Origin of the sequence: Acinetobacter sp. ANC 5045 (genome assembly GCF_004331005.1) — a bacterium.
In the GTDB taxonomy this organism is placed as follows: Bacteria; Pseudomonadota; Gammaproteobacteria; order Pseudomonadales; family Moraxellaceae; genus Acinetobacter; species Acinetobacter towneri.
Window position 1 is genome coordinate 100,295 of sequence record NZ_SJNS01000001.1, and the last position, 24,585, is coordinate 124,879.

A 24,585-nucleotide genomic window follows, 5' to 3' on the forward strand; every position below is an offset into this window, starting at 1 on the left:
AAATCACGAATCCGTGCATAAGGGAAATTTAAGTATTCCAAAAGACAAAAATTTATATAGAGGTTTTCAAGTCAATGAATACACCAATCGTTATTGCTAAAAAAACCGCCGATACCACACAGGATATCGTGCTGCATTCTCAGCTTGCCAACCGTCATGGCCTGATTGCTGGGGCAACAGGTACCGGCAAGACCGTAACATTAAAGGTACTGGCAGAAAGTTTTTCCCGCATTGGTGTCCCAGTCTTTCTGGCCGATGCCAAAGGCGATGTTTCCAGTCTAGCCAAAGCAGGTAGCATCAGTCCAAAGTTCGATGCACGTATTCAGAGCTTAGGTATCGAAAGCATTCCGTTTGCAGCATCTCCTGTGGTGTTTTGGGATTTATTTGCCGAACAGGGTCATCCAATTCGTACCACCATTTCTGAAATTGGCCCGTTATTATTGGCGCAAATGCTGAACTTGAATGATACCCAAGAAGGCGTGTTGTCTGCGGTATTCCGTATTGCCGATGATCAGGGCTTATTGCTGATTGATTTTAAGGATTTAAAAGCCATGCTGACCTATGTCAGCGAGCATGCCAGTGAATTTAAAGCCGAGTATGGCAATCTTTCTCCGGCCAGTTTGGGTGCGATTCAGCGTAATTTACTGGCTTTAGCCGATCAGGGCGGTGATAAATTCTTTGGTGAACCAAGTTTGGATATTTTGGATTTTATTCAAACTGACAGTCAGGGACGCGGCAATATTAATGTTTTGGCTGCAGACAAACTCATGAACACGCCAAAACTGTACGCCACCTTTTTATTATGGATGTTATCAGAACTGTTTGAACAATTGCCTGAAGTGGGCGATATGGACAAGCCAAAACTGGTGTTCTTTTTTGATGAAGCACACTTGTTATTTGACAATGCCAGCAGCGCGCTACAAGAAAAAATTGAACAAGTGGTACGCTTAATTCGCTCTAAAGGCGTGGGGATTTATTTTGTGACCCAAAACCCGCTGGACTTGCCTGAAAGCGTATTGGGACAATTGGGTAACCGTGTTCAGCATGCCTTACGTGCTTTTACACCCAAAGACCAAAAAGCAGTAAAAACTGCCGCAGATACATTCCGTGCCAACCCAGACTTTAAAGTTGAACAAGCCATTACCGAACTTGCGGTAGGTGAAGCCTTAATTAGTTGCTTAGATGAACAAGGCACACCACAAATTGTAGAACGTGCTTGGGTAATGCCACCCTACTCATCGTTTAGCCCAATTAGCACAGAAGAACGTCAAGCCTGTATCAGCCAAAGTGTTATTGCAGGTGTTTATGAGCAGCAGCTAGATCGTGAAAGTGCTTATGAAATGCTGCAACAAAAAGTTGAACAACGTCAGCAACAAACGGCAGCAGCAGAACAAGCTAAAATTGAAGCCAAAGAAGCTGAAGCTCGCGCCAAGCAAGAGGCTAAAGAGGCCGAGGCACTGGCCAAACAACAAGCGCGCGAGCAAGAACGTCTAGCCCGCGAACAGCAAAAAGAAGCAGAACGCGCTGCCAAACAGCGTGAAAAACTGACTCAGGATATTGTGGGTACCTTTGCCAAAAGCGCAGCACGCAGCTTAGGCGGTTCTACAGGGCAGAAAATTGTACGAGGTTTGTTAGGGTCATTATTTGGTAAGAAATAGCATGTTATAAACGATGAGGTTTGTATAGATTTCATTCATGGATGCACCATCCAAAACCTAAATGAACACTTACAAACCTCTCGCTGTCACATCTACAAACCCCATAAAAACTTTAAAAATAATGGGATATTTTTATAATCCATATTTTTTTTAAGGTTTCACAAAAAAATGTTTGCAATCCTTATTTATAAGATGTATTTTGAATACATCTTATAAATAACAGCCATGAGAGATCGAACATGACTCCACAGCAAATTGACCTTGTAAAAGCAACTGTTCCTGTACTCCGTGAAAATGGTGTCGCACTGACTGGTTATTTCTATAACCGCATGTTGGGGAATAATCCTGATCTAAAAGAAACCTTTAACATGGGTCACCAACGTAGTGGTGCGCAGGCTCAAGCGCTTGCAGGTGCTGTATTGGCTTATGCTGAAAACATTGAAGATCCTTCTGTGCTTGCGCCTGTGATTGAATTGATTGCCCACAAACACGTGAGCTTAAACATTCAAGCACCTGACTATAATATTGTGGGCGAAAACCTACTTCACTCTATTAGCGAAGTATTAAATATTTCAATGGAAGATCCTCTAATTGATGCATGGGCAGCTGCTTATGGTCAGTTAGCAGAAGTGTTTATTAATGCTGAACGTGCAATCTACGAACAACACGAACAAACTAAAGGCAGCTGGTTAGGCTGGCGTAATTTCAAAATTGCCAAGAAAGTTGTAGAAAGTGACGAAATCACTTCAATCTACTTCGAGCCAGTAGATGGTGGCGATTTACCAAAATACGAAGCAGGTCAATATATTTCAGTACGCGTATTTGTACCTGAACTTGGCTTGAAGCAACCACGTCAATACACGCTATCGACTAGCCCACAACAAGATTACTTACGTATTTCTGTAAAACGTGAGCCAGGCAATGGTGCAGATAAAGTTGCAGGTTGGGTATCGAACGTATTGCACCAATTACCAGAAGGTTCTGAAGTTGAAGTATCTGCACCAACAGGTAACTTCTTCCTCATCGACAGCAACAAACGCAATGTCTTCATTAGTGGCGGCGTTGGCTTAACACCAATGATTGCAATGTTGAATCAATTGGTGACTTTAGATGTGCCACAACCTGTGACATTTATTCACGCATGTCGTAGCAAACAAGTACATGCCATGAAACAGCATCTCCAAGACTTAACTGCAAAATGTCCACGTATTCATACGTTGACTGCGTATGAGTTCCCGAACGAAGGTGATGTACTGGGTCAAGATTACGATGTTGCAGGTCGTTTAGACCTCAGCACTGTAGATGCAGCGCTGTTACCAGCCGATGCAGATTACTACTTATGTGGTCCAATGCCATTCATGGCAGAACAGCGTAAAGCTTTACTTGCGCGTGGCATCAAAGATGAGCAAATCCATAGCGAAGCGTTTGGTACAGGTGGTGTTCGCCACTAATCTAAAGCGTTAAAAGCTAATAGGTAAGGCTAGTCTAGTTATGCTAGACTAGCCTTAATTTATTTGTATTTAAAAAAAACATCTGTGCGATCATGCAATTAAATAAATTCACCGACTATGCGCTGCGTATTTTAATGTATATCTCGCGTCCTCGAGATGTACCCTATACCATTGCGGAAATTGCACAGGATTTGCATGTTTCCCAGAACCATCTGGTAAAAATCGTTCACTTTATGGGTAAGCAAGGATGGCTAATTACCACTCGTGGTAAAGGTGGCGGGATTCGCTTGCATCCTGAAGCATTGCCTTTGCGTTTAGGTCATGTGGTGAGAATCCTGCAAGGTGAAAATCAAATTGTAGAGTGTAATACCCCGCCCTGCGTGCTGCGTGCGCAATGTGGACTAAAAGGCATTCTCAATCAGGCAATGGAACAGTTTTATCAAAGCTTAGATCAATACAGCTTGGGTGAAGTGCTACAGCCTGTACCCAATTTACAGTTCAGTACACAATCTCCAATCCCGCTGATTCATCTTTAAAGTAACTTAAACGGTCAAAGCAATATCATTCTAGATGTTGCTTTTTTCGGGCATTCAGGGCGCAAAGGTCGCTTGCCTGTATGACTTGCTTTATAATGCCTGTTTGTAGACCATGAATTGAAGTTAAGTTATGCACCATAGCAGAGGAAAATCGAAAAACAGTAAGGCAGCAGCACAGCCACGGCAGAAAATTAGCTACGAGAAAAAAGTAGACCCTGCCATTACTGAATACTCTGTTCGCGCCTTAAACTGGCTGCGTAAAGCCGAGTTTTTAATGAGTGCGCCTAAACTGAATTTATGTGTAGAAGATACTGGCTACGAAGTGGCTTTTGCAGGACGCTCCAACGCAGGTAAGTCCAGTGCAATTAATGCTTTAACCAATCAAAAACAATTGGCACGTGCTTCTAAAAAACCGGGTCGTACTCAAATGATCAACTTCTTTAGTTTGGGCAACCCCGAACAGCGTTTGGTCGATTTACCCGGTTATGGTTATGCAGCCGTACCTGAAGCCATGAAAATTGTGTGGCAAAAAGAACTCGAAAATTATTTGATTCATCGTAAAAGTTTACAAGGCTTGGTGTTACTGATGGATATTCGCCATCCCTTACAGCACTTTGATGTGATGATGCTGGAATGGGCGTATTCGCGTAAATTGTTCGTGCATGTATTGCTCACCAAATCGGACAAACTCAACCGCGGCCCTGCCAATAAAGTATTGCTTGAAGTCAAACAGCAGTTGAAAAAGATGAAACTAGATTTCTCGATTCAATTGTTTTCATCACTCAATAAGCAAGGTTTGGAAGAACTTGCGAGTGTGATGGGCGGACGTTTGAACTTTACCTTAGAACAAGCGCATCAATTTGATTTAGACAGCATTCCAGAAGCGACTGGCGATGATGTTGATGTTGATGTTGATCAGCCTGAATTTTTAGAAACTGACGATTTAACCGCATCTGATACCGAAACCAAATAGTCCGTTAAATTACTGACTATTGGTCTATAACATAAAGTCCTATTCGCTCAATCTCGAATAGGACTTTTTATTTGTATGTCCACTTTCAGTTTTACGCCGTAATCACAATCTCCCTCTCCACCAAAGTTGCACTTTACAACGCAGCCAGAAATGCCCTACTGTCAAGATCATAACAATTAAACGCTTAAACAATTACATAAGATAAGGAGATCAAACATGCAGGCACACATTTCAGTGATTACCTTAGCGGTAGAAGATTTACAACGTGCACTCGATTTTTACCGCGACGGCTTAGGACTTGTAACTGAAGGCATTATTGGACAGGAATTTGAACAAGGTGCGGTGGTCTTTTTTGAACTGCAAGCAGGCTTAAAACTGGCTTTATGGTCTAAACAAAGTTTACAACAAGATACAGGCTTAACAGGTACAGCCAGCAGTGCTGCACAAATCACTTTAGGACATAATGTACATAGCCCACTCGAGGTCGATCAGGTATTGAAACAAGCAAAAAATGCAGGTGCGAAAATTTTAAAACCTGCACAGAGCACCTTTTACGGCGGTTATGCAGGTTATTTTCAGGACTTAGATGGTCATATTTGGGAAGTGGCCTACAGCCCATGTTGGGATTAATCTGCTTTGGCTCATGTCTTTACATAGCACAATAAAACAGGATGATGCTGAAAACTTGATTCGATTTTAAACCCATTATCAGGAATGCAGTGCAGGGTCATCACGAGTATGCCGATCGACCACCACACTAATCATCATATCGCCCTGCACATTGACCACAGTACGCACAGTATCCAACAAACGGTCGATCGGCAATAAAATCGCAATCGCTTCTGCAGGCAAGCCCACCGATTGTAATACCATAATCATCGTCACCATGCCTGCGCTTGGAATACCAGGCGCGCCCAAAGAAGCGATCATGGCTGTGGCACAGACAATTAATTGCTGTCCTAAACTTAAATCCAGCCCCATTAAATTGGCAACAAACAAAGCCGCTGCAGCTTCATACAATGCCGTTCCATCCATATTCAGTTGTGTACCTAACGGGATCACAAAGCCTGCAGTTTGCGGACGCACACCTAAATTTTCCTGCGCACATTTCATCGAAAGTGGCATAGTGGCAGAACTGGAACTGGTGGCAAAAGCCGTAATTAAGGCAGCACGTGTGCCTTTAAAAAAGGTGATCGGATCCATTTTGCCAAATATCCACAACAGCAAAGGCAAGACCACCACACCATGAAAAATCGTGGTGCCCGTGACCACTGCAGCAAACTCTGCCAAACGACTCAGGACTGAAATATCTTCGGTTGCAACCAACTTAGCCAATAAAGCAAAAATCCCCAAAGGTGCCAGTTTCATTACCCAGCCAATCATCAACATCATAATTTCAAAAAATTGCTGACTGAGTTTACGTACCGTTTTAAAGTGCTCCCCGCCTTTGACCAGCGCCACACCCACCAATAAGGCAAATATCACCACTGCCAAAACATTACCCTCGGCAAAAGCTTTAAACGGATTGATTAAGGTGTTTTGAATGAAATTGGTAAAAAACGAAGACGGCGTAAGCGTGTCTGGGCTTTGATGCTGCGCCATAGCATCTTGAAACATCACAATATCTACGCCTTTACCCACTGCAAATAAATGCGCACACGCCAAACCTAAAATTAAAGCCAAAGTCGTGGTGGTGACACAACACGCCAACGTAATTTTCCAGACTCGACTCAATTGCCCTACAGCCTGTAAGTTCGACACACCGACCACAATTGAGCTAAAAATTAGTGGGATCAGCAGCATTTTCAGTAAACCAATAAAAATACTGCTCATTAAACCAATGCCATACAAACTGGCGCTAAAAAATGTGCTGTCTGGAAATAGATTCAGAATAAAACCAAACACCACACCCAAAATTGCGGCAATTAGAATTTGTGTATTGAGGCTCATACGCAATTGAGTTTTTTAATGTGATGTGTGGACTATGCCATGTGGCTGAAATTGAATCGAGTATTATTTTTCTAGCGCACTTTGATTAGGTTCAGATCGTGCTTCAGGATGTAAAAAAGCCGACATGAATGTCGGCTGATGAATGTAGATTTTAAAGGCTATATTTTATTGCGTTTCGATTTCACGTAAACGAATCAAGCCTTCCTGACTGGTGCTACACACCAATTCACCATTTTGCCACATGCGCCCAAAGTTCAAACCACGCGAACTAGTGCTAATGGTGGCTTCCATGTCGTACAGCATCCAGTCATCCACACGGAACGGTTTATGGAAATACATGGCATGGTCAATACTGGCACACTGCAAACTTGGTGATAAATAGCTCAAACCATGCGGACGCAGTGCTGTGGTCATTAACGTGAAGTCTGAATAAAATGCCGCAATTGCCTGATGCAAAGACACTTCATCCACCTCTGGTGAAATGCTGTCATGGGTACGAATGTAGTGTGCATAAGCAGGTGCTTCAGGCTGCGGTAAAAATGGATTGCTCGGATTAATCGGGCGAATCTCCACCAAGCGATCACGCATAAAACTGGCACGCACATTTTCAGGTACAAACTCGACAATATGCTGTTTGAGTTCCGCTTCGTTTTTTAAAGCTTCTGCTGCAGGATAGTTTGGCTCTGAAATTTGATAATTCAGACCGTCTTCCAACGGCGCAAAGGACACCATCGCAGTAAAAATGGTACGCCCATGCTGAATGGCACGTACTTGACGGCTAGAAAAACTTTTACCATCACGCAAACGGTCAACTTCATAAATAATAGGTGCGTTGACATCGCCACCAAACAAGAAATAGGCATGCAATGAGTGCGCAGGACGATCAGTGGTATAAGATGCAGCACGTAAAGCCTGTCCCAAAACCTGTCCACCAAAAACACGTTTACCCACCAAGTTACGACTGATACCTCGGTAGATATTTTCTTCTAACTTTTCTAAACAAAGAAGTTCAACCAGCTCTTGTGTGAGTGCGTTCATAACTAACCTATGTATGGCGGAAATTGGGGATGCGGGATCGAAGTCGATGAAAAAATAAATCGTCAAAATAAACTGACTATTTTAAGCCTGCTATTTTGCCATAGATTCTGCATCTTTTACCCATCAAAGACTGACCGCTGTGTCACAACTTAGCCGATCAATTTTGCTAAAAATACGATTTTTAACGATAAAATCTAACAATATTCATGCAAATTATCTAAAAATGCAGCGCGATTATTAGATACAATGACGCAAAATAAATTCCCTACTGGCTAGGGACTTAGGTGATGAAGTAGGAGTGAGTATGTCCAAGCGTGGTTTTGGTCAAATGTATCGTCAGCTTTCTGGTAAGCTGCTTGACCTTGTAGTGACACCGCATGTTTTGGGTGAAGTCCCTGTCAAGGATGCGCAAAGTGCAGACTCAGATGCTACTCGCACCAAGATAACCTGCTATGTCTTGCAAAATCACTCACGCAGCAATGCCTTGGTGGTCGATGGCGAAACACGTCGCTTAAAACTCACGCCTGCACTTGATCCATTGGTGATGGGTTCACATAAAGAAAAAGCCTCGATTCTGTTTTTACAGCATCACGATGAGAACAACCTACTCAATCCACCACCTTATGCTTTTCCACCACGCTTGTTACGTTTAATTGAACAATTAGAACAACACCCAGAACTTGATATTGAACTGGTACCTGTGACCGTGTTGTGGGGACGCTCTCCAGACAAAGAAGATTCGTGGTTTAAACTACTGTTTACCGATACCTGGGCAACGCCTGGCACAGTCAAGCAGTTGATGAATATTGGAGTACATGGTCGTCAGTCTTATTTGGAATTTCACGAGCCACAATCATTACGCGCTTTAATTGAACATGCCAAAACTGAGCATCCAAACCTGTCGCCTGCGACCTTTATTGTTAACACGCTAAATAATTACTTAGATGGACAACGTGAAGTCGTACTTGGCCCAGACTTGTCTGACCGCCGCAATGTCATGCTCAGTCTGATTAAATCTCCCGATGTGCAAGATGCCATTCGTCGTGAAAGTTTACGCAGTAAAATTAGCGTGATTGAAGCCGAGCGTCGTGCGATTGGTTATTTAAATGAAATCGTGTCGGACTACTCTCATGCAGCGGTACGCTTTGCCGATATGGCACTGACCCGCTTATGGACACAATTGTACGATGGCGTGGAAGTGCATAATTTTAGTACCGTGCGCGAACTGGCCAAAGACTATGAAATTATCTATACCCCATGTCACCGCAGTCATATCGACTATTTATTGCTGTCTTATGTGATTTACAAACGCGGCATGATGGTGCCGTACATTGCTGCGGGCGATAACCTGAATATGCCATTTGTAGGTCAATTGCTTCGTGGTGGCGGTGCGTTTTTTATCCGTCGTACTTTCCGTGGCAACGGCTTATACACAACCGTCTTTAAAGAATATTTATTCAGTATTTTGTCGCGTAACACGCCGCTTGAATACTTTATTGAAGGTGGACGTTCACGTACAGGCCGCTTGTTGCCACCAAAAACAGGCATGCTCGCCATGACCATTCACAGTCATTTGCGTGGTCGTGCTAAACCGATTGCTTTTGTGCCAACTTATATTGGTTATGAACGCCTGATGGAAGGTTCAACCTATGTCGGTGAAATGCAAGGCAAGCCAAAAGAATCTGAATCGCTAATGGGCATTTTAAAAACCATGCGCAAGATTGAACGGATTTTTGGCAAGGTGCATGTCAATTTTGGCGAACCTGTGTTTTTAGATGATGTTCTAAAACAACACGATGCCGAACACATCAGCATTGAAAAAAATGATGATCCTATTCCACCACAAGTGTCAGATGCAGTGAATACTTCAGCACATGCGATTTTGGAAAACATTAACCGTGCTGCGGTAATTAACCCGGTATCTTTGTTATCGCTGATTTTACTGGCAACACCAAAACATACCTTGGATGAAGAAATTTGTGTGAAGCAGTTAGACACTTACCGTAATCTGCTCACTGCCCTGCCTTATGATGAGCGCACTCAAGTCACACCATTATCAGGTAAAGAAATTATTGCCTACGGCTTAAAACTCAAACTGATTAAACGAGTGCAGCACGTTTTGGGCGATATTATCGCGATTGAAGACCATCAGGCGGTGTTACTCACCTACTTCCGCAACAATATTTTGCATGCCTTTGTCTTACCATCTTTAATTGCAGCATTGGTGAAACATAATGGTTCGATTCGTCGTGGCGATTTAATCAACGTCATCCGCACCTTATATCCGTTCCTGAAAGCCGAGTTGTTCTTGAAATGGCAAGATCAGGAACTCAAAGAACGGATTTGTGCCTATGTAGAAGCGTTAATTCAGGCCAAATTGATTTCTGAAGATGCGGAAGGCAACTTAATTTCACCTGCACCAAATAGTGAAGACCATAACCAGTTGGTAGTATTGGCTGCACCTGTAATGCAGAGTTTAGAGCGTTATTACATGACACTGGCGCTGATTACACAACGCGGCTCAGGCAATATTTCGGCACGTCAGGTCGAAGAACTCAGCCATTTGGTCGGTCAGCGTTTGTCGGTGCTGTATGAATTCAACTCACCTGAATTCTTTGACAAAGCCTTGTTCCAAAGCTTTATTAAAGTCTTAACTCAGCAAGGTTATATCAGCACCAACAGTGACAATGCGATTGTGTTTGATGATAACTTTAAAAACGTCGCACAATACGCCAATTTGGTGTTGGATGATGTGACTTTACAGATGCTGCAACACATCACCACCTTTAGCGATGAAGAATTGCGTGAGGCGTTAGAGGCTCTTGCTGCACAACAGGCGAAGAAACGCTTAAAACGTAAGAAGAAGTAATTTTCACACAAAAAAACATAGCGATCTGTATAGCAATAGGTCGCTATGCTTTAAATTGAATATAGAATAAAGTTTATAGCATTGATAAAATCATACACCTAAGCGCATTAATTTCTCTTGAATTGCATCACTCACAAATGCATTCAAAGAACTCTCCTCCGAAGCTAAAACAGCTTTGCGATGTAATTCAGGACTGATACGAACATTAAATGTTCCCTTGAATGGCTGATCAGGTTTCTTCCCTAATTCTGCACAAGAATCTAAATATCCATCTACCGATTCCTGAAAAGCTTGCTCAAGTGTTTTTAAGGTTTCAGCCTCATAAGTAATAAGATCTCGAATGAACGCCAATTTTCCAAATAACTCACCTGTTTCAAGGTCTGGTTCAATCGTCCCGAGATAACCTTTGTATTTAAAATAACTCATAAAAAACCCTCCTGCTTGAGTGCTTGCTTTACAGCTTTCAATGCCCCACCTTTGATTTCATTTTCAGGGTGAGGTCGATGCAGTAAAACCATGTGCTCGGTTTTGAGGTTTTGACATCCTCCCCCCCTTAAAAGAGGGTGATTCCTACAGCTAGACGCTTATGCCCAAGCGCAAGAATGTTTAAAGCTGAGTTTATATCTCGATCATGAGCTGTACCACAGCTCATGCACTCCCATTCTCTTATTCCAAAATCTGTACTACCTTTGGGACTACTTGAGGTGATCTCACCGCAGCACGAACAGATTTGGGTGGTATAGGCTTCTTGGACTTCTTCAAACAATACGCCTGCGTTCTCGCATTTATACTTGAGCATTGTTTTTAGTGCCGAAAATCCTGTATCCAAAACAGATTTTGCCATTTTGGTTTTTACTAATTTTTTAGCACTCAAGTCACCTACAATAATCAATGCATTTTCATTCACAAGCTTGGTGCTTGCTTTATGCAAATGATCTTTTCGACTATTTGCAATCTTGGCGTGTAATGCACGAACACGCTTCTTATTCCTGGCTCTCTGAGCAATACCTAATGTCTGCTCATATTTTCGATAGAATTTTGGATTTGAAATTACAGTGCCATCAGAACAGGTGGCAATATCTTTTAAGCCTAGATCAATACCAATCGATTTGGTTGCTGTCGATTTATCTTGCTTAGGCGATTCAACAACAAGACATACATACCAACGCCCACGGCTATCCTCTACAAATGAACCTGTTTTTAACGTGTATTTGCTTAAACCGTAGCTATCCCAAAGCTTAAATTGGTGTTTTCCATACTGGACATATCCAKTGGCATATTTGATAGCCAMCTTTTTAAAGGGAACCCATCCCAAAGAGCGCCTTGCTGATTTTTTATTGCTGATACGCCATTTCAGCTTTGCCTTTTTAAATTGCTTTCTTCGGGTGACTAATTCTTCAGTTACAGCCTGAATGGTTTGACTATGTAAATTACATTCTTTGGATGTGCCTTTCGTATATTTGGCAATATCAAAAGCAGAGAGAAATTCACCTTTCCGCTTCAAATGCCTAAACCCTAAATCATTGACATAATTCCAGACGAAGTTCACTTCTGATGCTAGTTGGTCTAACACCTTGCAATGTTTGTCTTTTATACGTAATTTAAGGGTTTTCATGTACTTATATTAACAATTAAAACTCAAGAAAAATAGTCCTTAGTTAAATCAAACGACACTTCATGTCGTGTCGCTTATATCTCTGACCTGAAGGACTGAGTTTTACGCTCCATTTGATAAATGATTACACATTGAATAATTCACCCCCACTCGCCACCATCCTCTGAGCAAAAATCCTTTTCCCTGTTTCTCTCTCACTTTCTAATACCAATTCAGGTAAATTCAATTCACGCTGAATCTTTAAAATCATTTCATGCAAAGGCTGAGCTTGGTTATTGCTGCAAATATATGATGGTTCTGGATGTTCCACGTGAAGTAAATGTGCCAAAAAACCTGCCAAATCATCAATATGAATCCGATTTGACCAATGTATATTCGGGTAACTTTGTGTGCTTTCCGCAAGTTTGAGCATGCGTGCAGTCGAAGTGCCATAAATACCCGAAGGACGTACGATCACACATTGTTCAGGATAAGCCTGTTGCCACAAGTGTTCCATCTGCAACAACAACTGCCCTTGTACATCATTCGGCTTAGGCACAGTATCATCATCAATACATTCACCTGCGTTTTCGCCATAAACCCGTGTAGATGACACCACAATAATTCGCTTTACAGGATGATCTTTTAATGCAGCGACAATCGGCTGCACAGAATCTACATAAGTCTGTTGATACGCTTCTACAGAACTCAAAACCGTATTCCGAGATGGTGCAAGTAATACATAAACGGCATCAACAGGTTGAGTCTGTGATAAATCGAGCTGTTGAATATCTTGAAGCAGATGCGTCATATCAGGATCTGTTTTCGGACTGCGGCTAATTGTGGTAATTTGATGACCGAGCGTAAATAGTTGTTTTGCAACACGCTGCGATGTTTTACCATAACCAATAAATAGAATATGCATTCAGCACCTAATCATAGCATTTGAAGTTGAGGGGACATGGCTGCAGTCCATCAGTTGCAAGGGGTAGGCTCTGCCTCTGCTGCATTACTCGAAAAACTAAATATTTTCACCACAGATGACTTGCTGTTTCATCTACCGCGTGACTATGAAGATCGTAGCACGATCATTCCCATGAACCAATTAAACGTGGGGCGCAGCTATTTACTCGAAGGTGTGGTTAAAGGGGTCGATTTTCCACCGGGTAAACGCAAGTCAATGGCGGTCAATTTAGAAGATGAATTTGGCAAAATCACCTTACGTTTTTATCATATTTATAAAGGCATTACAGATCGTGCCAAACTCGGCAATCGTTTAAGAGTATTTGGCGAAGTACGGGTTGGGGCGCGTGGTCTGGAAATGTATCACCCCGAATTACAACTGATTACTGAACATACCCCACTGCCTAAAACCCAACTGACTGCCATTTACCCAAGCACCGATGGGCTGACCCAAGCCAAATTACGTGAATACGTCAAACAAGCTTTGGCACAGCATAGCGATGATTTGCCTGAACTCTTGCCTGAAAAAATGACCAATGGCTACGCACTCAAACAGGCGCTGGATTATATTCACCATCCACCTTTAAATGCCAATATGCTGCAATTGGCACAAGGCTCTCACCCTGCACAGCAACGCCTGATTTTTGAAGAATTGGTGGCGCATCAAGTCAGTTTACTAACCCGACGGGCTTATATTCAGCAAATTGCCTCACCTGCATTTTCCCCAAGTCAAAAACTAGCACCTGCGTTACTCGGTAACATGCCATTTCAAATGACAGGCGCACAGCAACGGGTTTCGCAAGAAATCATGCAGGATTTGCAGCGTAATAAACCCATGCTGCGCTTGGTACAAGGTGATGTAGGTGCAGGTAAAACCTTGGTCGCTGCAGTCGCAGCCTGTCATGCCCTAGAAGAAGGCTGGCAAGTCGCGCTGATGGCACCCACTGAAATTTTGGCAGAACAACATTATCTGAACTTTCAAAAATGGTTTGAACCATTGGGCTTAACAGTGGCATGGTTGTCTGGCAAACAAAAAGGCAAAGCACGCGCAGCGGCTGAACTGAGCATTCAAGATGGTAGCGCCAATTTGGTGGTTGGGACACATGCGTTATTTCAGGACAATGTGCAATTTGCCAAATTAGGTTTGGTGATTATTGATGAACAACACCGTTTTGGGGTCGATCAACGTCTGGCTTTGCGCAATAAAGGTGCCAATCACACTACACCGCATCAATTGGTGATGACTGCAACGCCTATTCCGCGAACTTTAGCCATGTCCGCCTATGGCGATTTGGACACTTCGGTGATTGATGAACTACCGCCAGGACGTACACCTATTCAAACGGTGACTATTCCGCTAGATCGGCGTGAAGAAGTCTTACAACGCATTGCCAGCAATTGTGCCGAAGGCAAACAAGCCTATTGGGTCTGTACCTTGGTGGAACAGTCGGAAACCTTAGATGCGCAAGCTGCCGAGGCGACTTTTGCTGAAATTAAAGAACGCTTTCCTGAACTGAATATTGGGCTGGTACACGGCAAAATGAAAGCCGATGAAAAACAAGCCGTCATGCAGCAATTTAAAGACAATCAATTACAGTTGCTGATTGCCACCACAGTAATTGAGGTCGGGGTCGATGTACCGAATGCTTCAATTATGGTGATCGAAAATGCCGAGCGTTTAGGACTTTCACAGCTACATCAGCTACGTGGACGAGTCGGACGGGGTGCCAAAGCCAGTTTTTGTGCCCTGTTGTATAAAAATCCACTTTCGCAAAATGGACAAGAACGCTTGCGGATTATGCGGGAAACCAACGATGGTTTTGTGATTGCAGAAAAAGATTTAGAACTGCGCGGCCCAGGTGAACTCTTGGGAACCAAACAAACGGGAGATATGGGCTTTCGGGTGGCTAAATTAGAACGGGATGATCATTTGCTGGCACAGGCGCATCATGTGGCACAGCAAATTTTAAACGATTATCCTACACATGCCGAAGCTTTGCTAAAACGCTGGCTGCCTGAGGCACCACGTTATGCCTATGTTTAAACGGATTGCAGTCCTAAGATGACTCAGCCGATCAATCTACTACAATGCGGCATACAATGGCTGCGCCAACTGCAACCGTGTCAGCTCTGCCATAGCGACACGCAATGGCAACATTCCGTCTGTCAAACCTGTTTGCAACAATTACCGTGGCGTAGCCAAGCAGTACAGCGACAAGAAATGCAGATTCATGTTGCCTTTGATTACCACTATCCAATCAATCGCATCATTCAACAATTTAAATATGAACAGCAGTTACACTACCAACTGCTTTTGGCAGGTGCGCTAAAACAACTGTCTTATCCTAAAATTCAAGCCATTGTACCGATGCCCATTTCCACTGCCCGCTTGACTGAACGCGGCTACAATCAATCTTTATTGTTAGCAAAAGGACTGGCGCGGCATTTAAATGTCCCGATTTGGCAACCTGTGACCCGCTTGCAACAACATGCGCAAAAAGGCTTAAGTCGCTTAGAACGACTAGAAGATATCCAACAGCAATTTCAAATTCAGACTGCGCCTAAAATCCGTTATCGTCGAGTTTTAATTGTGGATGATGTGGTCACGACAGGCAGTTCAATTCATGCACTCAAACAACAGTTGCTCAAACTCGGCTGTCAAAAAGTCGAAGCGGTTTGTCTGGCCAGTGCTGAATAAAAAACTATTCAGGTGAATATGCTCAATGCATTAAAAAGTTGAACTTGAAATATAGACGAATGATCAACAACCCCTAATCGAGTTGTAAATATTGTCTTAGCCACGGCATCACCACTTCACGAGTCAGCGGTGCCAACAAAGTATCTTGATCATCCAGATCCACCCACTTCATTTCGGCAATTTCAGCAGCAATTTGTGGTGCTTGATCCAGCTGCACCCAATACACATAACTAACCAAATGGCAGTCGGGTTCATTGGCTGTTGCTGTTTCATAGCGTCCAATAAATTGTTGTATTTGCGCCTGACAGCCAATTTCTTCAGCAATTTCTCGCAACATGGTCGTTTCAGGTGCTTCATTGGGTTCTAATTTGCCACCGACTTGCATAAAACACGCAGTGTGCTGTTTACGCACCACCAATAACTGCTGTTTGGCATTTAAAATAATTGCGGCTGCAACGGTAATGATGTTGCTGTCGATCTCAGCCATTTTATTTCGCCAATTCCTGCTGTACCCACTCTAGCTCAGGCACTTCCCATTTCATTTCTGGAACACGGTATTGTTCAAATTGCTGCAAAATATTGTCAATACAATTCGATACAATCAATGCCTCACAAAAACGTGGCTGAGTAAAACCTTTTTCAGAGGTCTGTCTTAAAAACTTCAGCAAATCATCATAAAAGCCATCTACATTTAAAAAAGCACAGGGTTTAGAGTGAATTCCTAATTGTGCCCACGTCCATTGCTCAAAAATTTCTTCTAAAGTTCCCGAACCACCCGGCAAAGCAATAAAACCCTCAGCCAATTCTGACATTTTTATTTTGCGGGCATGCATGTTTTCAACAATGTGTAATTCGGTCAAATGCGGATGCGCCAATTCATGCTCTGCCAAACTTTCAGGCATGACGCCAATTGCACGCCCGCCTGCTGCCAAAGTACTGTCTGCCACCACACCCATTAAGCCTGAGCGCCCACCGCCATAAATTAAAGTTTTGCCTTGTGCAGCCAGTGTTTCACCCACTTTTCGTGCATTTTCAACAAAAACTGAATCTTTTCCTGGGGCAGAACCACAGAAAATAGCAATTGACGACATCATTTTTTCACCATGTTATCTGGCTGTCATGCCATAAAATTAAACTTCAGGGAGATTTTTAAATAAAATAGCATTCTGAGCAGTGTATTTAGTAAGATCCTTGTCTAAAATACACCCATCCACAAAACCCATACTGCGCAAGGAGAAAAGACGAATGCTTGAAGCCTTTTATGCCACAGAGCGCGGTAGTCTGGAAGATGCCACCATTAACGGTGGTTTTGATTTGCATCCAGATCTGGTCTGGATTGACCTGATTGCCCCTTCACAAGAAGAACAGCAATGGGTACTAGACGCATACTCACAAAATTTACCAACCTTAAAATCTTTGGAAGATATTTCATCTTCAGCGCGATTCTACCGTGATGATGACGGTATTTTACACATTAGTACCTATTTTTTAACTAAAAATAAAAACTATCAAGTCGATGGTGAAACTGAAGACAATTCCAGTATTTTAGCCACAGTGCAAACCGTTGCCTTTATTTTACATAAAGAACGCCTGTTTACCCTGCGTGGTGAAAAATTAGTGGCGTTTCGGGCATTTCGGGCGCGTGCACGACGTAACGACTACGAAATTGATTATAAAGACCCGACTTGGGTGCTTTTGGGTTTGCTTGAAGCCAAACTAGACGAACTTGCGGATATCTTGGAAGATATCCACAAGGACTTGGAAAAGTATTCCACAGAAGTTCTGAATAACCGCCATCGTGAGCAAATTTTAGACCTCGATGACATGATTACCCGACTAGCACAATTAGAAGACATGCTTGGAAAAGCACAACTGTGTTTGATTGATTTACGTCGTGTCCTGACTTTTTTAGCACGTCCTCGCGCGTTGGGCAGTCATATTTACGATGCCGACATTCGAGAACTCAGTGAAGATGTACGCTCACTAGTCGAACACGATGCCTTCTTATTCCAGAAAGTGCGCTTCTTGCTCGATACCACTTCAGGCTTCATTAACACCGAACAGAACGATACGATTCGTCGATTCTCGATTTTACCGAGTATGTTAGCACCACCGATGTTGGTTGCCAGTGTTTATGGTATGAACACCGACGTGTTACCTTTTGCCAAAGGTACCACCAGTTTTATAGTGGTCAGTATTATTTTAATTGGCTTCTTTATTGGCCCATTAATTTACTTTAGATGGAAAAAATGGATTTGATGCCTTTTATTCCCTCTCCTTTTAGGCATAGGTATCTACACATCTTTAGGTACCTAGTGCAATGGTTGCGATTTCATTCAGTTCATCTATTGAATATTCTGAGAGCAGTTGAAGAGTATTTAGTAAAATCGAGAGTCCTGCCAATATGGCAGGCGCACTCTCTATCTTGCCTCTTTTCTGTTGTCTACCTGAGAGCCTAGTCAGAAATGCACGGACTTTCTGATTTTGTTCATCTGTACAACGCTGCACTCTCCACGTCAACACACAAGCCATGCAACTGATCAGCAAACGCCTTAAAATCGCTTCTGGCGTAGTCTGAAGCCATGACTCAATATCATGGCCTGCTTGCTTGAGAAGTTTGAAATAACATTCGATTGACCAACGCCAGTAATACCAAGTCGTCAATTCCACTGCGGTAATCTCGGTTGGTACATTGCTGATCAATGACCATCTTGCAACTGTCTTTTCATTAATATCTTTAACCACCGCAATAATCAGTCTAGCCTCAATTGCAGCACCTTAATCCAGTCAGCAAAACTGAATGGACTGGACCCTTATGCCTATTTAAGTGATGTGTTGAAAAGACTGCCGACACAGAAAATAATCCAGGTTGAAGAATTACTACCGCATAAGTGGAAGCCTGCCTGACTCAAATAAGCTTCACCGGATGCTTACGAATAAAGCGGGAAACTAAACGCAATAAAAAAGCACCTTACAAGAAGGTGCTTTTTTGATGGTTTTTTCAGTTTTAGACGATTAGCTGCAAATCATCTTGCAAATGACAGGCTTGAATGATCTTCATCATTTTTTCAGGAACCGCTTTAAACTGTAAGCCTTTGGCTTCAGGCGTCTGACGCAACCATTGCACCAAAACAGCCAAAGCTAAAGTACTCCCGTGTTCCAGCTGCGCCAAATTGACCACCAAAGGCAACTGCTGCTGACGAATCAACTGCAGACCTTTTTGGTAATATTGCTCTGCATTACTGAAATCTATTTTTCCAGAAACGCATAATTCCTGATTTGATAATTCAATCACGCCACACCTAACCTATTTTTTCTTTTCAACCGCAGCTTCTGCATCTGGCTTAAAGGTTGCAATGGCTTTATCAATATTGCCACCATTACGCTTCACGTTCGCTGCAAACTGGTTACGGAATTGCAAACCTAAATCAATACCCGACACGTTAATGTTACGGATTTTCCATTGGCTGCCTTTGTCTGCCAACTGGAATGACACAGGAATTTTTTCACCATTATGCAAGAAGTCAATGGTCACCACTGGGTTCTTGCTGTTGGTCGCCTTATAAGGACGCATGGTGTAGCTTTGGTTGCTAAATTTCGCAAACGCTGTGCCATAATTCTCAATTAAGGTTTCACGGAAGTTTTTCTCAAACTGCGCACGCTGTGCTGCTGAACTGTATTGGTTCGTCGCATAAGTACCCATCACAATACGGGTAAATGCTTGCGCATCTACATACGGATCAAGGTTTTGACGCACAATCGTTTTGACCAATGCTGGATTGTTCTGCAATTTAGCATGATCTGCTTTTAAACGTGCAATCAAGCTATCGGCAACTTTTTTCACAAAAGCTGGTGGCGCTTCTGCAGGTGCAGCAAATGCAGTTCCTGCCAACATGGTTGAAAGTACACTTACCGCCAGAGTTTGCTTTAAAAGTGTTTTCACGGACAATCTCCTTCATTACTCAACAAATGACACTTCTGCATCTGTTGTTTCAGCTGTCGCTGTGTCTTTATCTGCGTCTGACGCTGCGTTGGATGTTTTCGCTGCACCGCCAGTAATAAACTTACTGATTAAATCTTCTAAATCCATGGTGCCTTGCGTGTTGGCAATACTTTCGCCACGCTTCACAAAGTTCAAACCACCACCTGGAACCACTTTGAGATATTTCTCACCCAATAGACCATTGGTTGCTACCATTATGTAAGCATCCTCATCAATACTGGTGATGGATTTCATGTTACCCAACAGTTGTTGTTCCATTTCTTTTTGTTGCTGAGGGCTTGCTTCTTGGTATTCTGCACTGTAACGCAATTCTTCAAGCGCATAATTTTGCACTGTTTTTAGTTGTTCAGGATTAAAACTGGTCAACTTGCCATCCAGTTCAAATTCAACTGTAGCCAAACGCGATACAGGGTCTAGGGTAATATCATTGACGCGACCAATGGTGACACCGCTCATAGTGACTTTGGCGCGTGGTTTTAAACCATTCACGTTGTCAAAAGTTGCGGTCATATTGTAACTGTCGCGCAAATTGGTACCCACCAATCCACTGACTTTCATAGCCAAGAAAAATAATGCAATGCCTGTCAAAATGACAAATACACCTACGGCCAGCTCACTTGTACGTGATTTCATTAAACACCTCCGAACATGACCGCAGTCAACACAAAATCAAAACCTAAAACACATAATGAAGAATACACCACGGTTCGTGTGGTTGACGTCGCAATGCCTTCCGATGTTGGGACACAGGCATAGCCTTGATATACTGCAATCCAAGTACAAATTAATGCAAAAACAAAACTTTTAATAATTGTGCCGTTAAAAATATCTTTATAGAACTGCACGCTGCTTTGCATACCGCCCCAGAAAGAGCCTTCATCGACACCTAGAAAATCGACCCCAACCATTTTGCCGCCCATAATGCCAATCGCAGCAAAAATAATGGAGAGCATTGGCAGGCTGACAATTCCTGCCCATAAACGTGGTGACACAATACGCTTGAGTGGGTCTACCCCAATCATTTCCATACTGGCCAATTGTTCTGTGGCTTTCATCAGACCAATTTCTGCTGTTAAGGCAGAGCCTGCACGTCCTGCAAATAACAGTGCAGCCACGACAGGCGCCAACTCACGCAATAAAGTCAAAGACACCATGGTGCCTAACATGGCTTCTGAACCGATATTGACCAAAATGGAGTAGCCTTGTAAGCCCAAGACCAAACCAATAAATAAACCCGACACCGCAATAATCAATAACGACATCACGCCAACACGGTACATTTGGTACAGGAACAGCTTCACCCCAAGCAGGGTTGGCATGGAAAATAGAATTTGCAACAACATTTGGGTGGCGACACCAATGCCACGAACACGCTCAATGACGCGTTGACCTAATGCGGCAATAGCATTCATGAACGCACCTCATCACTTAAATAAGCCCGATGGCTAAATTGATAATCGACTGGCCCTTCGGCAGCGCCTGTTAAGAACTGACGTACAAATGCCGATTCATGCTGTTTTAATTCTGCAGGTGTACCTTCGCCCTGAATCACGCCTTCCGCGATAATATAAATGTAGTCGGCAATTGATAAAGTTTCACCAACATCATGCGAGACGATGATGGTGGTTAAATCCAACGCTTCACGCAAGGAACGGATTAAACGGGTCAACACACCTTTTACAATCGGGTCTTGCCCTGCAAACGGCTCATCGTACATGATCAATTCAGGGTCTAACGCAATCGCACGTGCCAATGCCACACGACGGTTCATCCCGCCTGAGAGTTCTGCAGGCATAAGTTGTTCTGTACCACGCAAACCGACTGCTTCAAGTTTTAAAGCCACCAATTCTGCAATTAAATGTTCAGGCAACTGGGTATGTGCACGCAATGGAAACGCGACGTTTTCATATACGCTCATATCGGTAAATAACGCACCGCTTTGGAATAACATGCCCATACGTGCGCGCGCAGCAAATAACTCCTGACGCGACATTTGCGCAAGATTTTTTCCATCCAGAAAAATATCACCATGATCGGGAGTCAACTGACCACCAATCAAACGTAATAACGTGGTTTTACCAGTACCTGAAGGTCCCATAATGGCAGTAATTTGACCACGGCGAATCTTTAAACTGACATTTTCGAAAATGACACGTTTCCCTCGTTTAAAGCTCAGTTCATTGACTTCAATCAATGACGGCTCATGTTGAGGCATTGGATTATTCATAGCTGAGGGTCTTCCTGCATTTTTTCAGCACGCATACTATAAAGGATTGAAGCGCAAAATGTTATCTAGCAAATTTTTAAAAACTGTGCACGTATTGTTCAAGCAGTCTTATTATTGTTATTTAAATCACTTTTAGGACAGCAACAATTTAAAAGTAAGAAGAAATAATATAATACATTAAATTGCATAAGATGAGTGCTAAACCAATATACGGCATCATTCCCTCTCTCGTCTGCATGAGCAATCGTAAGCTATTGATGTTCATAATTAGCAAATAGAGTTAAAAACGTGACCTATTATACATTTTATTTATCTAAAGCAAAAATATTTAACATAAAAAAACCAGTGCTGAGCACTGGTTTTTCTTTATACAAATGACTATCGCGGTTTTAGTCGTTAAATTTACGACGTGGGCGATCAAAACCACCTTCACGGCGTGGACGATCTGAATTGAACTCGCGACGTGGACGATCTTCGCCACCAAAAGAACGCTTAGGACGATCATCAAACGAACGTGGTTGACGGTCACCAAAACCACCCTCACGACGATCACCAAAATCACGTTTTGGACGATCACCGAAGCTACCTTCACGACGTGGTTTGTAATCTACGCGGTTGCCACGGTTGTCATCATTCGCATCAAAACGCGGCTTATCGTTGAAGCCACCTTCGCGACGCGGACGATCTGAATTAAATTCACGACGTGGACGATCATCAAATGAACGCTGTGGACGATCACCAAAACCACCTTCGCGGCGCGGACGGTCTGAGTTGAACTCGCGACGCGGACGATCTTCAAATGAACGTTGTGGACGGTCACCGAAACCACCTTCACGGCGTGGACGGTCTGAGTTGAACTCACGACGCGGACGATCTTCACCAAATGCAGGACGTTCACCACGTGGTTTGTCATCAAAGCTGCGACGTGGACGTTCATCACCGCCTTCACGACGTTTAAAGTTGCTTTCGCCTTCAAAACGACGACCGCCACCAAAACCGCCACGACCACCGCGACCGCCATCACGACGACCACGACCACCGTCACGACCAGAACGTGCTGGAGGTGGAGATGGCTCTAAGCCTTCAATTTCAGAAACGCTTAAACGTGCATCTAAGAAATCTTCCAACGCACGGATTTTGCCGCGCTCACGGTAAGTTGCCAAAGTAATCGCGTTACCAGTACGACCCGCACGACCTGTACGACCAATACGGTGTACATAGTCTTCATTTTTCATTGGTAAACCGAAGTTAATCACGTGAGAAATAGTTGGTACGTCTAAACCACGTGCTGCAACGTCTGTTGCAACCAAGATTTTTGCACGGCCTTCGCGAATGCTGCGTAAACGACGGTTACGAACGGTTTGTGGCATTGCACCGTGTAGTGCAACAACCGAGTGACCCGCTTCAGCCAATTCTTCAGCCAACATATCGGTATCTTCTTGAGTAGATGCGAATACAACCGCTTGATCTACACCTTCATCAGATAACCAGTGTGACAATAATTTTTTCTTGTGCTCGAAACCATCAGTCCAGTGTAAAGTCTGGGTGATGTCCATGTTCGTTGAGTGACCTGTTTCAATCGCAATACGTACAGGCTCATTCATCATGCGTTCTGCAAGTGTGATAATACGGCTGGCAAAAGTTGCAGAGAACATCAAGGTTTGCTTACGGTTAGCAGCTAAATCGCTAATCGCTTCTAGGTCTTCAGAGAAGCCTAAATCGAGCATACGGTCAGCTTCGTCTACAATTAAGGCATCAACTTTATCAAGTTTGATTTGACGACGGTTCACCAAGTCAAGTAAACGACCTGGAGTCGCTACAACCACTTGCGCACCTTTTAATTGTTGGATTTGCTTACCAAAAGGCATACCACCCATGATTGCTGCAATACGTACACCTTTCATGTGACGTACAAATGCAATCGCGTCTTGGCTAACTTGTTGAGCCAATTCACGTGTTGGGCAAAGCACTAAAATTGACGGCTGAGTAATAGCTTTCATACGCTCTTTAAATGGTACGAAAGTATCTTGATTAGCAAGCGCGTTTAAAGTTGGGAGTAAAAATGCAGCAGTTTTACCAGAACCTGTTTGGCTAGATACCAATAAGTCTTTACCTTCAAGTGCCGCTGGGATCGATTGTTCTTGAACAGGAGTCGGCGTAGTAAAGTTCAAGCCTTCTAAAGCTTGTTGTAAAGATTCATGTAAAGAAAAATCAGCAAAAGTTTTGCTCATAGAGATTTTCACCCTGAAAATGGGTGCTCCATTAAATAAAGTCAGATGGACATCGGCAAAAAGCGGTACAGCAATTATCGCTGACAATTTAAGATTCAGCGGCGATCCGAGTAACGACGATGTGATATAACGCACGCATGATTACGGCTTAACCTGAAGGAATCGCTTTAGCGATTGGGGCGCGAGATATCGTCCTCTCTTTGGACCGCACGCGCATACACAATGATTAGAAGAGAAATGTTCAGGTAATGAACAGAAATTAAGTGCGTGCGCGGATTATAGCAGGATTATTTTAAAAGTCACCTTATTTAATCGACTTTTGCAGTTTTTTGTGTAAACAGTGATAGATTCTGCTTTTATGGCTAGTATATGGACGATAACAACAGATTTAAAA

22 protein-coding genes and 2 pseudogenes are annotated in these 24,585 nt (G+C 43.1%); 10 read left to right on the forward strand and 14 right to left on the reverse strand.

What is annotated here, in order from left to right; genetic code table 11:
- Positions 1-74: 74 nt before the first annotated feature.
- The 5 genes from E0H79_RS00540 to E0H79_RS00560 all read left to right on the forward strand — a co-directional run bounded on the left by E0H79_RS00540 (position 75) and on the right by E0H79_RS00560 (position 5,248).
- The gene (locus E0H79_RS00540) at positions 75-1,658 is read left to right on the forward strand and encodes a helicase HerA-like domain-containing protein (protein WP_131260589.1); all 1,584 of its coding nucleotides are present in this window, start codon (positions 75-77) and stop codon (positions 1,656-1,658) included.
- A 239-nt stretch (positions 1,659-1,897) separates the two neighbouring features.
- Positions 1,898-3,109, forward strand: a complete 1,212-nt coding sequence (gene hmpA, locus E0H79_RS00545; protein ID WP_004974691.1) for an NO-inducible flavohemoprotein — start codon at positions 1,898-1,900, stop codon at positions 3,107-3,109.
- Between the two features lie 92 nt (positions 3,110-3,201).
- Positions 3,202-3,645, forward strand: coding sequence for an RrF2 family transcriptional regulator (locus tag E0H79_RS00550; protein WP_004974689.1), 444 nt, complete (start codon positions 3,202-3,204; stop codon positions 3,643-3,645).
- A 130-nt stretch (positions 3,646-3,775) separates the two neighbouring features.
- Positions 3,776-4,618 (forward strand): ribosome biogenesis GTP-binding protein YihA/YsxC, encoded by an 843-nt coding sequence (yihA, locus tag E0H79_RS00555; protein ID WP_131260590.1) that lies wholly within the window; start codon positions 3,776-3,778, stop codon positions 4,616-4,618.
- A gap of 216 nt (positions 4,619-4,834) precedes the next feature.
- Positions 4,835-5,248 (forward strand): VOC family protein, encoded by a 414-nt coding sequence (locus E0H79_RS00560; RefSeq protein WP_019836869.1) that lies wholly within the window; start codon positions 4,835-4,837, stop codon positions 5,246-5,248.
- A 78-nt stretch (positions 5,249-5,326) separates the two neighbouring features.
- Here E0H79_RS00560 and E0H79_RS00565 read toward each other — a convergent pair whose 3' ends face one another.
- Positions 5,327-6,568 (reverse strand): dicarboxylate/amino acid:cation symporter, encoded by a 1,242-nt coding sequence (locus E0H79_RS00565; RefSeq protein ID WP_004974680.1) that lies wholly within the window; start codon positions 6,566-6,568, stop codon positions 5,327-5,329.
- Between the two features lie 165 nt (positions 6,569-6,733).
- Complete coding sequence (locus E0H79_RS00570; RefSeq protein WP_004974677.1) at positions 6,734-7,606, reverse strand: acyl-CoA thioesterase; 873 nt, start codon at positions 7,604-7,606, stop codon at positions 6,734-6,736.
- Between the two features lie 304 nt (positions 7,607-7,910).
- On the opposite strand from E0H79_RS00570, the gene plsB reads away from it, so the two are divergent.
- A complete protein-coding gene (plsB, locus tag E0H79_RS00575) occupies positions 7,911-10,475 on the forward strand; it encodes a glycerol-3-phosphate 1-O-acyltransferase PlsB (protein WP_131260591.1) in 2,565 nt (854 codons plus the stop codon).
- 90 nt (positions 10,476-10,565) lie between these two features.
- Here the strand turns inward: plsB and E0H79_RS00580 are convergent, their stop codons facing one another.
- From E0H79_RS00580 to E0H79_RS00595, 3 genes are all read right to left on the reverse strand, one after another.
- Complete coding sequence (locus E0H79_RS00580) at positions 10,566-10,901, reverse strand: type II toxin-antitoxin system HicB family antitoxin (RefSeq protein ID WP_004974672.1); 336 nt, start codon at positions 10,899-10,901, stop codon at positions 10,566-10,568.
- Between the two features lie 127 nt (positions 10,902-11,028).
- Positions 11,029-12,090 carry an RNA-guided endonuclease InsQ/TnpB family protein gene (locus E0H79_RS00590; protein WP_131260593.1) on the reverse strand — a complete coding sequence of 354 codons (1,062 nt, stop codon included), beginning with the start codon at positions 12,088-12,090 and terminating at the stop codon, positions 11,029-11,031.
- 124 nt (positions 12,091-12,214) lie between these two features.
- The gene (locus E0H79_RS00595; protein WP_131260594.1) at positions 12,215-12,994 is read right to left on the reverse strand and encodes an NAD-dependent epimerase/dehydratase family protein; all 780 of its coding nucleotides are present in this window, start codon (positions 12,992-12,994) and stop codon (positions 12,215-12,217) included.
- Positions 12,995-13,030: 36 nt separating this feature from the next.
- On the opposite strand from E0H79_RS00595, the gene recG reads away from it, so the two are divergent.
- Positions 13,031-15,076, forward strand: coding sequence for an ATP-dependent DNA helicase RecG (gene recG, locus E0H79_RS00600; RefSeq protein WP_131260595.1), 2,046 nt, complete (start codon positions 13,031-13,033; stop codon positions 15,074-15,076).
- Positions 15,077-15,094: 18 nt separating this feature from the next.
- Positions 15,095-15,730: a ComF family protein gene (locus tag E0H79_RS00605; RefSeq protein WP_131260596.1), complete on the forward strand. Its 636-nt coding sequence runs from the start codon at positions 15,095-15,097 to the stop codon at positions 15,728-15,730.
- Between the two features lie 73 nt (positions 15,731-15,803).
- On the opposite strand, the gene E0H79_RS00610 is transcribed toward E0H79_RS00605, so the two are convergent.
- Positions 15,804-16,217 (reverse strand): NUDIX hydrolase, encoded by a 414-nt coding sequence (locus tag E0H79_RS00610; RefSeq protein ID WP_131260597.1) that lies wholly within the window; start codon positions 16,215-16,217, stop codon positions 15,804-15,806.
- A gap of 1 nt (position 16,218) precedes the next feature.
- A complete protein-coding gene (locus E0H79_RS00615) occupies positions 16,219-16,821 on the reverse strand; it encodes a TIGR00730 family Rossman fold protein (RefSeq protein ID WP_096901050.1) in 603 nt (200 codons plus the stop codon).
- Positions 16,822-16,975: 154 nt separating this feature from the next.
- Here E0H79_RS00615 and E0H79_RS00620 point away from each other — a divergent pair, with 154 nt between their 5' ends.
- Entirely contained in the window at positions 16,976-17,989 is a 1,014-nt protein-coding gene (locus E0H79_RS00620) for a magnesium and cobalt transport protein CorA (RefSeq protein ID WP_004974662.1), read from the forward strand.
- Between the two features lie 45 nt (positions 17,990-18,034).
- Here the strand turns inward: E0H79_RS00620 and E0H79_RS00625 are convergent.
- Positions 18,035-18,508, reverse strand: a pseudogene (locus E0H79_RS00625) (transposase); the annotation flags it as partial.
- Here E0H79_RS00625 and E0H79_RS00630 point away from each other — a divergent pair.
- Positions 18,497-18,637 (forward strand): annotated as a pseudogene (locus tag E0H79_RS00630) (transposase domain-containing protein); the annotation flags it as partial. The pseudogenes E0H79_RS00625 and E0H79_RS00630 overlap by 12 nt on opposite strands.
- 100 nt (positions 18,638-18,737) lie before the next feature.
- Here E0H79_RS00630 and E0H79_RS00635 read toward each other — a convergent pair.
- From E0H79_RS00635 to E0H79_RS00660, 6 genes are all read right to left on the reverse strand, one after another.
- Complete coding sequence (locus E0H79_RS00635) at positions 18,738-19,025, reverse strand: STAS domain-containing protein (RefSeq protein WP_004974653.1); 288 nt, start codon at positions 19,023-19,025, stop codon at positions 18,738-18,740.
- A 12-nt stretch (positions 19,026-19,037) separates the two neighbouring features.
- Positions 19,038-19,673 (reverse strand): MlaC/ttg2D family ABC transporter substrate-binding protein, encoded by a 636-nt coding sequence (locus E0H79_RS00640; protein WP_004974651.1) that lies wholly within the window; start codon positions 19,671-19,673, stop codon positions 19,038-19,040.
- A 15-nt stretch (positions 19,674-19,688) separates the two neighbouring features.
- Positions 19,689-20,366, reverse strand: coding sequence for an outer membrane lipid asymmetry maintenance protein MlaD (locus E0H79_RS00645; RefSeq protein WP_131260598.1), 678 nt, complete (start codon positions 20,364-20,366; stop codon positions 19,689-19,691).
- Positions 20,366-21,145 (reverse strand): lipid asymmetry maintenance ABC transporter permease subunit MlaE, encoded by a 780-nt coding sequence (gene mlaE, locus E0H79_RS00650; protein WP_004974646.1) that lies wholly within the window; start codon positions 21,143-21,145, stop codon positions 20,366-20,368. The genes E0H79_RS00645 and mlaE overlap by 1 nt, the downstream gene beginning before the upstream one ends.
- Positions 21,142-21,960 (reverse strand): ABC transporter ATP-binding protein, encoded by an 819-nt coding sequence (locus E0H79_RS00655; RefSeq protein ID WP_004974642.1) that lies wholly within the window; start codon positions 21,958-21,960, stop codon positions 21,142-21,144. Before E0H79_RS00655 ends, mlaE begins: the two co-directional genes overlap by 4 nt.
- A gap of 389 nt (positions 21,961-22,349) precedes the next feature.
- The gene (locus tag E0H79_RS00660; RefSeq protein ID WP_096901229.1) at positions 22,350-24,191 is read right to left on the reverse strand and encodes a DEAD/DEAH box helicase; all 1,842 of its coding nucleotides are present in this window, start codon (positions 24,189-24,191) and stop codon (positions 22,350-22,352) included.
- Between the last annotated feature and the right edge of the window lie 394 nt (positions 24,192-24,585).